The organism is Clostridium sp. SHJSY1, assembly GCF_031626875.1.
Taxonomy (GTDB): domain Bacteria; phylum Bacillota; class Clostridia; order Clostridiales; family Clostridiaceae; genus Clostridium.
The window spans coordinates 1-11,829 of record NZ_JANDMF010000061.1 but is presented as its reverse complement, the minus strand read 5'-3'; the positions used below and the strand labels follow the sequence as shown (position 1 = coordinate 11,829).

At 30.3% G+C, this 11,829-nt stretch carries 10 protein-coding genes; all 10 read left to right on the top strand.

The genetic code is table 11. The annotated features are described in order from the left end of the window. Positions 1 to 2: 2 nt before the first annotated feature. The 10 genes from NNC19_RS20605 to NNC19_RS20565 all read left to right on the top strand — a co-directional run bounded on the left by NNC19_RS20605 (position 3) and on the right by NNC19_RS20565 (position 11,390). Positions 3 to 527, top strand: a complete 525-nt coding sequence (locus NNC19_RS20605; protein ID WP_310940583.1) for a hypothetical protein — start codon at positions 3 to 5, stop codon at positions 525 to 527. Positions 528 to 764: 237 nt separating this feature from the next. Continuing rightward, positions 765 to 1,337: a restriction endonuclease subunit S gene (locus NNC19_RS20600; protein WP_310940582.1), complete on the top strand. Its 573-nt coding sequence runs from the start codon at positions 765 to 767 to the stop codon at positions 1,335 to 1,337. Beyond that, a complete protein-coding gene (locus NNC19_RS20595; protein WP_310940581.1) occupies positions 1,337 to 4,546 on the top strand; it encodes a type I restriction endonuclease subunit R, EcoR124 family in 3,210 nt (1,069 codons plus the stop codon). The genes NNC19_RS20600 and NNC19_RS20595 overlap by 1 nt, the downstream gene beginning before the upstream one ends. Positions 4,547 to 4,592: 46 nt before the next feature. Continuing rightward, a complete protein-coding gene (locus NNC19_RS20590) occupies positions 4,593 to 5,786 on the top strand; it encodes a restriction endonuclease subunit S (protein ID WP_310940580.1) in 1,194 nt (397 codons plus the stop codon). Positions 5,787 to 5,818: 32 nt separating this feature from the next. Continuing rightward, positions 5,819 to 7,408 (top strand): type I restriction-modification system subunit M, encoded by a 1,590-nt coding sequence (locus tag NNC19_RS20585; RefSeq protein ID WP_310940579.1) that lies wholly within the window; start codon positions 5,819 to 5,821, stop codon positions 7,406 to 7,408. An 88-nt stretch (positions 7,409 to 7,496) separates the two neighbouring features. Beyond that, positions 7,497 to 7,631 carry a hypothetical protein gene (locus NNC19_RS20580; protein ID WP_310940578.1) on the top strand — a complete coding sequence of 45 codons (135 nt, stop codon included), beginning with the start codon at positions 7,497 to 7,499 and terminating at the stop codon, positions 7,629 to 7,631. Continuing rightward, on the top strand, positions 7,618 to 7,776 hold the full coding sequence (locus NNC19_RS20575) for a hypothetical protein (RefSeq protein ID WP_310940577.1): 159 nt from the start codon (positions 7,618 to 7,620) through the stop codon (positions 7,774 to 7,776). Before NNC19_RS20580 ends, NNC19_RS20575 begins: the two co-directional genes overlap by 14 nt. A gap of 1,845 nt (positions 7,777 to 9,621) precedes the next feature. Then, entirely contained in the window at positions 9,622 to 9,792 is a 171-nt protein-coding gene (locus NNC19_RS20570) for a hypothetical protein (protein WP_310940576.1), read from the top strand. Positions 9,793 to 9,837: 45 nt separating this feature from the next. Beyond that, positions 9,838 to 10,032, top strand: coding sequence for a helix-turn-helix domain-containing protein (locus NNC19_RS23545; protein ID WP_396136465.1), 195 nt, complete (start codon positions 9,838 to 9,840; stop codon positions 10,030 to 10,032). 497 nt (positions 10,033 to 10,529) lie between these two features. Then, positions 10,530 to 11,390 carry a type II CAAX endopeptidase family protein gene (locus NNC19_RS20565; protein WP_310940575.1) on the top strand — a complete coding sequence of 287 codons (861 nt, stop codon included), beginning with the start codon at positions 10,530 to 10,532 and terminating at the stop codon, positions 11,388 to 11,390. The last annotated feature ends 439 nt before the right edge of the window (positions 11,391 to 11,829 follow it).

The following is an 11,829-nucleotide window of genomic DNA, read 5'->3' as shown; positions in this document are numbered from 1 at the left end:
TCATGGAATTAGAAGGATATATAGCATGTATTTGTGAAGGATCAGCAGAAGAAGCAATAATGGACTTACTTCTTGAAAATAATAAATTAATATTTAGTAAAGAGCAGCTGCTTGAAGAAAAGGTTATTAGATCCAGAGGAGCTAAAAATTTCGAGAGTAAGTATTTACGAAAGGCTTTTGGTAAGAAAATAACTGTCCTAAGAATTTTAGATTCAAGGGGAGAAAATTTTAAATTAAGTGCCGCTTATAAAGATAAAGTAAAGGTAATCAATATAATTACAGCGCCTGAAATTGAGATGCTTGTAATATATAAAGAAGGAAAATATACAGAATATAAGAAGTCTGGTAAGAAACCTAGTGAATATTGTAAAGAGAATCTTAAATATGGTCATGTTGTTAAAAATTATGAATTTGTAAAAAACTATTTTAAGGATATTGATGAATTAGTTAAAGCAATTTTCGAACATAAAAGGATTGCTAAAATACCAAAGGGAGAGAATACTCTTTTTGATTTATTAAAAAAATAATTAAATAAGTTAATACAAGGTGTTAATAGTTTAGATAATAAATGCGCTGATTGATAGAATTGAGGTTCTTGAAGCAACGCATTTAGTTTTTGTATTGAGGAATGGAATGAAAATTGAAAAGATGCAATTTTGAAAATGTAATTTTTAAAAATTACATTTTTATGTTTGCAATGTATTTTCTCTTATGGTATTATTCTATTATAGTAAAAAATTTAATTTTAGAAAGGCACAATATTTATGAGGAAATTAAATGAGCTAGTAGAATTTGTAAGCGGTTCGCCTCAATTTAGAATTACAGAAGCTTTAGATGAACATGCATCTGTATTTACTTATTATAGTCAAACAGATTTAATTGACGATTTAGTTGGGATTATTTCTGAGGGTATAGATAGTAAGAAAATAAGAACTTATGATGATGTAAGTACATTATGTGAGAATGATGTTATATTTAGTTTGATTACTGGAATGGCTACTATTATAAGGAAGGATCATGAAGGATATCTTTATACACAGAATTATATCAAATTAGTACCTATCAAGGATATTGATTCAAGGTTTCTGGTATATCTTATAAATGAAAATAAAATGATCAAGAAACAGTTCGTGATGGGATTGCAAGGATCACAAGTTTTAAAATATACACTGAAGCAACTAAAAGAACTAGAAATACCTAAAATGCCATCTATTGATAAGCAAAGGATGATTGGGCAAGCGTATTTTAATCAATTAAGACTTGAAGCTCTTAAGCTTAGGGCAGCTAAACTTAAATCAACTATTATTTTAGCTAATTTAGAGGAGGTTCTTAAATAATGACAGAGGATAAATTTGAAACAGAATTAATACAATATATTACTACTGGAGCCATAACAAAACCTGAACATTTAGAAGGATTAGGTGAATTTGTTATTGCTGAGAACAATGCTGATTATATAGTAAAATCAAAGTTATGGACTTATGAACCAGAGATTAAGACTACAGAACAACTTTGGGAAAATTTTAAAAAAATACTTGAAAGGAACAATCAAAATACCCTTGATCACCCACTAAGTGTTGTTGAGTTTAATCAAGTTAAAAAGGCTATTTCTAGCATTAAGACACCATATGAAGCAGGACAATTCTTATATGGACTTAATGGTGTATCTCAAATTGAAATTGATTTAGATGATGGAAGGCATGTATTTTTAACTGTTTTTGATCAAAAACAAATTGGTGCTGGAGATACAGTATATCAAGTAGTTAATCAAATTAAGCGTCCTGCAATTATTAATGGAAAGCAAGATCGTCGTTTTGATACTACGTTATTAATAAATGGATTGCCTATAATACAAATAGAAGAAAAATGTGATACACATAATGTTAATGAAGCATTAAATCAAATGCATCAATATTGTGATGAGAATCAGTATGGTGATATATTCTCAACATTACAAATTTTAGTGGCTATTACACCAAATAATGTGAAGTATATGGCAAATACTACGGCGGATAAATTTAATAAGGATTTTGCTTTTAATTGGCAAAGAAAAAGCGATAGTTCAATTGTACGAAATTGGAAAGAGTTTGCTGATTCAATGTTAAGTATCCCTATGGCGCATCAAATGGCTACTAATTATATGATTTTAGATGGTACAAAAAATAAACAAACATTAAAGGTAATGAGACCATATCAAGTGTATGCTACACAAAATGTAATTGAAAAGATAAAAAAAGTAGATTTTGAATTTGGAACTAATAAGGTAGGATACATTTGGCACACTACTGGGTCAGGTAAAACAATTACTAGTTTTAAAACAGCATGGCTTGCAAGTCGTATGCCAAAGGTGGACAAAGTGGTTTTTGTAGTAGATAGAATAGCATTAACTAAACAAACAAATGAAAACTACAGAGCTTATGACCCAGATGCTAGTGAAGATGCCATTGGGAGTGTTGAAAATACTAATAGTACAACAGAGTTAGGTAGAAAATTAAAAAGCAAAGATAATAATATAATAGTTACATCTGTTCAAAAGCTTGATACTTTAGTGAAACGTAAATCTTTTAAGGCCCCTGATAAAAATATAGTATTTATTGTAGATGAAGCACATCGTTCAACTGGTAGTGAAAATTTTGAAAAGTTACAGAAAGCTTTTAAGAAATCTGCTTGGGTTGGATATACAGGTACTCCAATGTTTGATGAAACTACAACAGGATTAAGAACTGAAGATATTTTTGGACCACTTTTACATGCATATACAATTCGTGAAGCTATTGCAGATAAAAATGTGCTAGGTTTTAAGGTTGATTTTGAAACAACAATTGATGAAGAACAAATGAAAAGAGAATACTTACCTGCTTTCTATAGAGACCGTTATCCAAATTGGACAGAAAAACAGATACAAGAAAAAATAAATAATTTAAATCAAGAAGATATGGATGATGCAATTGAACCAAGTTTTTATGATGAAAATATTGACCATGTAAAACTTGTAGTTGAAGACATCTTTACTAACTGGAGAAATCGTTCAAATGAAGGTAAGTATAATGCATTGTTTACAACACATGTAGGTGGTGGCAAGGCTAGTACACCAATGGCAATGATGTATTTTAGAGAGTTTATGAGAGTAAATGATGAGAATAGGAAGAATGGTAAACAAGTACTGAAGGTTGCAGTTACATTTAGTTTAAATTCTTCTAATAATAATACTATGCTAGAAACTAATAAAGGTTTATTTGAAGCCATAGATATTTATAATAAAGAATTTGGCACAAACTTTGGAATGGATGATGTTGCAGGGTATACACAAGATGTTACAAGTCGTTTAAATAAAAGTGCAGTAGATAAGAATTACTTAGATATTGTAATTGTTGTAGATCAACTTCTAACTGGATTTGATGCACCAGAGCTTAATACTCTTTATGTTGATAGAACACTAAAGGGGGCTGGGCTTATCCAAGCATATTCAAGAACAAATCGTATTGCAGATATGCAAGATAAACCTTGGGGACGTATTGTTAACTATCGTTGGCCTGCACATAATGAGAAGCTTATGAATAAAGCTTTGGCAATTTATGCAAATAAAGATTCTGCAATTTTATCAGATGAAGAACAACGTAAAGTTAATGAAAAAGATGGAATTGTAGCAAAACCTTTTGAAGATATATTTAATGAAGTAAAAGAGACAGTTGAAAATTTAAGTGATTTAACTAAAGAATTTCAAGAATTACCACCTTCAGAGAAGAAAAAGGAAGAGATGCTTGAATTAATACGTGATTACAATGCTGGTATGGCAAAACTTAAGCAATATGACTCTGAAGAAGTTGATGGCAATATAATAGGATTCAACTATGATAATCCAGATCAGTTAGTTGAAATGTTAGGTATGACAAGTGAGCAAGAGGTTATGCTTACAACAGTTTTAACAAATGAATTAAAGCAGCATATAGCAAAACAAAAGAATATACCTTTGTATCAAATTGAATTAAAGATGACACATGTAAAATATGTAAAAATAGACTATGATTATTTAACAGAACTAGTGGAACAACTATTAAATGAAGTTCACGAAGGTAAAAAGGAAGAGGCTAAGGAAACAAAGAATAAGATAGACCAATTTGCTAATGGATTAGATGATAGAAATTACGCTAATAAAATTATGAATGCTGCAAATGCTATTATTAAAGGATATTATCCACCAGCAGGTGCTAATGTAAAATATCCAATGAAATTAGAAAGCAGTGATGTTATAATAGAGCAAGCTAATAATGTAAGTTTAGATAGAACATTTTTAGATTTTAGAGTTAAATGGGGAATTACAGATATTATAACAAGTGCTGAAATGAGAGAACTATTCAGCAAACATCGTTATGGATTACAGGATTTAGATGATAATGGGCAAATAAGAGATATAGTTGCAAAAGCAACATTAGATTATGTGACACTGGCACATGATGAAAAAATTCAAGGATTATCAAAGATTAAGTATCGTAATAATTTACGTGATGCTATATATAAATTAGCAGATGAACAAGTAGAGAACTAATGTTTTTGAACTGAAAGTTTAATATTCAGTTCGGATAGGAGATAAAATGGATAAAAATAAAGAAAATGTACCTAAAATAAGATTTCCAGGATTTACAAGTTATTGGGAACAGCGTAAGCTTGGAGATACTCTAAAAGATTTAAAGAGTGGACTTTCTAGAATGCTATCTAGCAGTGATATTGGATTACCAGTAATTCGTGCAAATAATATAAATGATGGTATACTTGATATGCAATTTGATGTTAAATATTGGTATAAAAAAGATCCGCAAGGTGCAAAAACAGAAAATTATTTAGTTTATAAAAATGACATTCTTATAAATTTCATCAATAGTGAAGCAAAGATGGGAACAGCAACGATTGTATTAGATGAGCTTAAAAGAGATACTATATATACTACTAATATACTAAAAGCTCAAGTGAAGAAAGATTATTTTCCTTATTATTGGTTTACGTTAACACAAACTATGAAATATAAGACAGACATTAAAATTATCACTAAACCAGCAGTGAATCAAGCAAGTTTTACAACAGTAGATTTTAAAATGTTAAGCTATAAATTTCCAAGTACGGAAGAACAAAAGAAAATAGGACAATTATTTAAAAAAATTGATAGCCTTATCAATCTTCATCAGCGTAAGTTAGAGCACCTACAAGATAAGAAGAAGGGATTATTACAAAAAATGTTTCCTAAAGAGGGTGAAAAATTTCCGGAACTTCGTTTTCCTGGATTTACTGAGCCTTGGGAACAGTGTAAGTTGGGAAATGTTTATTCTTTTAAATATGGTGAATTTAATAATAATCCTGATAATGGTGGCCCATTCCCTATCTATGGAGCTAATGGAATTATTGGTGGATACACAGAATGGAATGCTGAAAACTCCTCAATAATTGGTCATATGGGAGCATATGCAGGTACAGTATTATGGGCAGAGGGTAAACACTTTGTAACTTATAATGGTACTATAGCAAAGCCAGCAGATGATTTTATTGATTGCAAATTTGGATATTATCTTTTATTTCAAAAAGAAATTAATAGAATTTGTGCTGGAAGCGGATTACCCTTTTTATCGTATGAACAATTAAACAAAATTGATGTTATCTATCCAATAGATTTAAATGAGCAGATAAAAATTCAAACGTATTTTAGTAACCTCGACAACCTTATCACCCTTCATCAGCGTAAGTTAGGCCATTTACAACAACAAAAGAAGGGACTTCTACAACAAATGTTTATCTAAAGCAAATTAATAAAAGAGAGGAAATAAAAATAATGAGTAATAATATACAATCAATTACAAGTAAACTTTGGGCTATGGCAAATGAACTGAGAGGCACAATGGATGCATCAGAGTATAAAAATTATATATTGGCATTTATGTTTTATAGATATTTATCAGAACATCAAGAGGAGTATTTGTTAAAGAATAATGTTATTGATGTTATAGATGGAGAGTCTATTAATGAATGCTATAATTCACAAGTAGATGAGTCTGAGCTTCAAGATTATTTACAAGATATTTCAGCAAGTTTGGGATATGCAATTGCGCCAAAGGATACATGGCAGTCATTGATTGATAAAATTAATGATTCACAAGTTATTCCTAGTGACTATCAAACTATCTTTGATAACTTCAATAAAAATGCAGAATTAAATAAAGAAGCAGTAAAAGATTTCCGTGGAGTATTTAATGATATTAATTTAGGAGATTCTCGTCTTGGGAATTCTACAAATGAGCGTGCTAAATCACTTAACAACATAGTAAAGTTAGTTGATGGTATTGAATACAAGGGTGATGATGGGAAAGATGTTTTAGGTGAAATATATGAATACCTAATTGGTCAATTTGCGGCTAGTGCTGGTAAAAAGGGTGGAGAATTTTATACACCACATCAAGTAAGTAAGGTTTTAGCTAAGGTAGTAACAGAAGGTGTAGAAAAAACAGATGGATTATTTAGTGTATATGACCCAACAATGGGATCAGGTTCTTTATTACTTACTGTAGGTCAAGAATTACCAAAAGGCACTCCTATGAAATATTTTGGTCAAGAATTGAATACAACAACATATAACTTGGCACGTATGAATTTAATGATGCATGGTGTATCTTACAATAATATGATATTAAATAATGCTGATACTTTAGAAAGCGATTGGCCAGATGGTCCAGATGCAAAAGGTATTGATAATCCACGTAGCTTTGATGCAGTAGTTGCAAATCCACCATATTCGGCAAAATGGGATAATGATGAAACTAAATTAAAAGATTCGCGTTTTAGTGAATATGGGAAGTTAGCACCAGCTTCAAAGGCAGATTACGCTTTTATATTGCATAGTATATATCATTTAAATAAGACTGGAACAATGGCTATTGTTTTACCTCATGGAGTTTTGTTTAGAGGTGCAGCAGAAGGAAAGATAAGAGAAACTTTAATTGGTAAAAATTATCTTGATACAATAATTGGATTACCATCAAATTTATTTTATGGAACAAGTATTCCAACAGTAATTTTAGTGTTAAAAAAGAATCGTGAAAATAAAGATATATTATTTATTGATGCAAGTAATGATTTTGAAAAGAATAAAAATCAAAATAATTTAAGAGATACAGATATTGATAAAATCATAAAAACATATAAAGAGCGTAAAGATGCTCCAAAGTATGCTCATTTAGCATCTATTGAAGAAATTAGAGAAAATGATTTTAATTTAAACATACCACGTTATGTTGATACTTTTGAAGAAGAAGAACCAATTGATTTAGAAGAAGTAAACAGGCTGCTAGAACAAGATAATAAGGAAATCGCTGAGCTTGAAGCTGAGATTAATGAACAATTGAAGATATTAGGGGTTAGCATTTAAATTGATTTATACAGGGAAGAGGTGGAAGTCATCTTCCTTGTATAAAAGATTGTCACACTAAGTTAGTAAGAGATGGATAAGTAAGTTTATGGCAAATTATTTCATGAGTTTTGGAAGCAGAGAAGATTATAAAAATAAAAAAGGATGTTTATTCAAAAGATATAAAAAAGAAATATTTGGTACTGATATTAAAGGTGAAGCTGCTATAGATGATATGGGATAGAATTTTAATTAATTTATTCTTTAAAGATGCTATTTTAACTATGGCTCCGCTTAAAAGAGTGGTGGACAGGTGTTCCACTAGTGCCACCCCTCTTCTAAGCAGAGCAAAAGGAAACTTTGGACCAACTTCAAGAAATAGAAAGTAGAAGTTCTATTATTTAAGATGATTTATGTAGTAGATAAAATTCAACCAGAGATATGCTCCTATTACATGAAACTAGTCCAAAGTAAAATATAATGGGTCTATTCCCAAACCCTTTGATGAAAAAATAGAAGGGTAGGGAATAGATTCTTTTTTATTTATTTCTTATAAGATATGATTTTAACTATGGCTCCGCTTAAAAGAGAAAGTGGACAGGTGTTCCACTAGCACCACTTTCTCTTCTAAGCTACGCAAAAGAAAACTTTGGACCAACTTCAAACAATAGATTGTAGATACTCTGAAATTTAAGATGCTTTAGGTAGTAGATAAAACTTAAGTCTAGATGTGCAGCTATTATATGAAACTAGCCCAAAGTCAAAATATAATGGGTCTATTCCCAAACCCTTGATAAACTTCAGAAGGGTAGGAAATAGATTTTTTTGATTTATTTTTTAAAGATGTCTTTTTAACTATGGCTTCGCTTAAAAGAGAAAGTGGACAGGGGTTCCACTAGTACCACTTTCTCTTCTAAGCTCCGCAAAAGGAAACTTTGGACTAACTTCAAGAAATAGAAAGTAGGAGCTCTCTAAATTAAGATGCTTTAGGTATTAGATAAAATTTAAGTCAAGATGTGTACCTATTACATGAAACTAGTCCAAAGTAAAAAAATATAAAATAAGGGACAGACTATTATCTGTTCCTAATAAGCTTGCAGATAATAATTTTACATATAGCTATAAATTAGGATTAAATATTAGCTAATTATATTTCTAATATTAGTTAAAAAAATATAATGTTATACCTATATATGCTACTATACCTATACTATATAAAAAGAAATAGGGCACCTGGTACCTGCACCCGAAAAAGGACAGGCTATTACCCTACATTTCTAAGTCCCTATCTGTCTTTCAACAAGCTCAAGCCAGCTATGAACTAAGAACTGTCAGGGATTAAGGCAAGTCCTTTTTCAGGTACCCGCAGGGGTGCAATGGTTTAAACTAGAGATTTTAATTGGTTTGGTAAGAATTTTATGAATTTTAAGATGCTTTAAATGTCCACCTTCATTTAAATTGTTTTATATGTGCTTTGTATATCTTCAGAAGAGGTTTTAATTGGAATATTTTATGAAGGCTGAAGAGGTGGACACAACCCACCCACCCTCCTTTTTCTTGAATGTTAAAATGTTCAAGTATTGTGGCTAAGCCTATGTTTATCGATACATCCTGACGCACAGCATCCACCGATAAACATAGACATTAGCCAATTTTATTTTTAGCAAAAATTTGTTTTGTACTGCATGTGTCCACCTTTCTTTCCTCGATATAACCCGATATATCTTAGAGCCCAACATTTAACGAATTCTAACGATGAAAGAAAGGTAGACAATCCCACCCTCCACCCTATGTGTTTTAATAATTTCCTGTAGTTTTAATTAAAGGTGCTGTAAGCAATAAATATGCTGGATCATCTCTTTATACAGATGGCAATAGATCTTTAGATAAAACTATTTTATAAAATTTTATTGACATATATACTCCATATGCATAAAGGTGATATGTTCCACCAGTTGGCAGGACTTCTCAGGGGGAGCTTGTCTATTTTATGATTAATTATTTATATTAGGATTTTAACTAGGTGGAAAAAAGGACATTGTAGCATATGGAGGTGGGCACTTCTTATAGTAGACAATCTCACATTTTATTGAGGAATGTTTTATTGAAAATATGTAAATAAAATTTTCTAAAAAGCTAAGATTTTAGTATAAAAAGTGGTAAAAATGACAATAATATAAGTATAAAGTAATACTTTAAAAAGTAATAAAATAACTTCTTAGGAGGAAAAGTAAATGGAATTTGTAGCAGAGAACGGAATAAGATTTAAGGATAAGAGAAAGGAATTAACTTTGGAGCACTTTATATCAGCAGCAGATGGTAATGCAACAATTTTTCTAATGAATGATATAATAGTTGATTTTGTAAATGGAAAGTACATAGGTAGTTATACTCTACCATTTTAAAGTCTTTGGGGGAGGGGATTTTATTTAAGAAAGAGGGAGTTAAGTATAAAAGGAATAGAATACTTACAAAAATATTGTAAGGAGAATAATATTACAGCTTATAAACTATCTAGGATAAGTGGAGTAAGTAACACTTATTGTTATAGACTATTAAGAGGAGAAATGAACAATCCAAGTATAAGTACAATAAATAGAATAGCTATATCATTAGGATTAAATGTAGGAGATTTCTTTGAATAAATTGCTAGTGTTATAGATAATGGATTAATTAGAGCGAAAGCTCTTTTTCTTTTGTTCAAAGAGCAGCAATAAAATATTTCGTTGATATATTTAGAAAGACTAAAAGACCTAACATGTTGCAAGTAAGGATAAAACAGAAATAAACCCCTATGTGATAGAATGAATTTTTAAACCACCAGGAAAGATATTGATAACTTGTACATTTTGAAGTAGAAAAGATTATGTAAAAAGAAGAGCTGTTGGTGGTTCATAGTGACTTTTGTTCACATAGGGTATATATGTCAATGAAAAATTTTAGAGGAAACTATTACTTTGATTGGAATTATAATAAGGTGCAAGAGCATAAATATTATTTCCTAAAAACAAGATTATGTTATTTTAATATTAATTATATATATGACTGGGTGACAAAAATGTAAGTTTTATGTCATGTTATATTATGGAAGATGCAATCTGTAAGAGATAAAATTAGCTATAAGGTTTTAGGAGGTGTCATTATGAGGGGGAAAAATCTATCAGTTATCTTTATTGTAACTGTTCTTGCATTATCAATATTATTTACAGTTGGAGGGGTTTTAGCAAATAATGATATAATATTGGCTCTGCAACAAGTTACACCACTTTTAGCAACAATAATTCTTATAGTATTGTTTCCTAAGGATAAGCTATATAAATTAATAGGAATAAAGAAAATTGGAAAAATCAGATATTACCTATTAGCATTGCTAATGCCTACTTTAGTATTATTTATAAGCTACTTTATAGGATGGGAATTAGGATTTTTTAAATTTGGAGGTCAAACTGAAAATGCAACTTTTGATTTTATAACAATAATGAAATTTATTAAAATACTTGCAATAAACGATTCAATCTATCTATTGAATTTTCCAATAGTTTGTATTTGGGCAATTGGAGAAGAAATTGGTTGGAGGGGATTTTTGCAGCCACAACTTATTAAAAATCTAGGAATAAAAAAAGGAATTATAGTAACAGGTATAGTTTGGGCAGTATGGCATTATCCACTTATATTTGGTGCAAATTATTATGAAAATGGTAATACTTTATTTAATACTATTTTGTTTTCTGTAACAGTAGTTGGTATGGCAATATTTATAGGATACTTAACATATAAAACAGAAAGTGTCTGGCCAGCGGTTATATTTCACACAAAATCAAATTTAACATGGCAAATATGTAGTGGAATGTTTATATCAAGCAATCCAAATAGTATATACATATCAGGTGAGGCTGGTATTGTTAATGTTATATTATGGGGAATTATTGCATTTGTTATATTTAAGAAACTGATAGTAAATAGTACATGTCATAAACTAGAGGTGAGTAGTGCAGAAAAGTAAATTTTAATTATGATTTATATAGTAATGGAAACTTTAACTTTCTAATTTATCTATGATAAAAATATATAAGGCACGGCCTTGGACAATAGCTTGTCAAAGGTGGACACCCCTGGGGCTGTCCAAGTGAAAGATAGTACAGTCCTGGCTTTGGACAAAAGTTTGTACAAAGTGGACACCCATTGGGGTAGTCCAAAGGATTTAGGGGACCACACATCTAAAATGATGAAGCCAACATAGGGAGTTATATCCGTATTTACGTGCGTAACTCATGATTGTAGCTAGTCTAAATGATGGAACTGCTTTAATAGCAAGTCTATCATTTGGACTAGCGTTTTTTTATGGCGTATTACATGCACCACCACGGCATAGCCATCAAGCTAATATCTCCAAAATATGTTTTGTGATATAATTCTTAGGATATTTATTAAAAGGATGGAAT

Excerpts from the sequence above, each read along its gene's own strand:
- NNC19_RS20605 (WP_310940583.1), top strand. The coding sequence starts at position 3 with ATGGAATTAGAAGGATATATAGCATGTATTTGTGAAGGATCAGCAGAA.
- NNC19_RS20600 (WP_310940582.1), top strand. The coding sequence starts at position 765 with ATGAGGAAATTAAATGAGCTAGTAGAATTTGTAAGCGGTTCGCCTCAA.
- NNC19_RS20595 (WP_310940581.1), top strand. The coding sequence starts at position 1,337 with ATGACAGAGGATAAATTTGAAACAGAATTAATACAATATATTACTACT.
- NNC19_RS20590 (WP_310940580.1), top strand. The coding sequence starts at position 4,593 with ATGGATAAAAATAAAGAAAATGTACCTAAAATAAGATTTCCAGGATTT.
- NNC19_RS20585 (WP_310940579.1), top strand. The coding sequence starts at position 5,819 with ATGAGTAATAATATACAATCAATTACAAGTAAACTTTGGGCTATGGCA.
- NNC19_RS20580 (WP_310940578.1), top strand. The coding sequence starts at position 7,497 with ATGGCAAATTATTTCATGAGTTTTGGAAGCAGAGAAGATTATAAAAAT.
- NNC19_RS20575 (WP_310940577.1), top strand. The coding sequence starts at position 7,618 with ATGATATGGGATAGAATTTTAATTAATTTATTCTTTAAAGATGCTATT.
- NNC19_RS20570 (WP_310940576.1), top strand. The coding sequence starts at position 9,622 with ATGGAATTTGTAGCAGAGAACGGAATAAGATTTAAGGATAAGAGAAAG.
- NNC19_RS20565 (WP_310940575.1), top strand. The coding sequence starts at position 10,530 with ATGAGGGGGAAAAATCTATCAGTTATCTTTATTGTAACTGTTCTTGCA.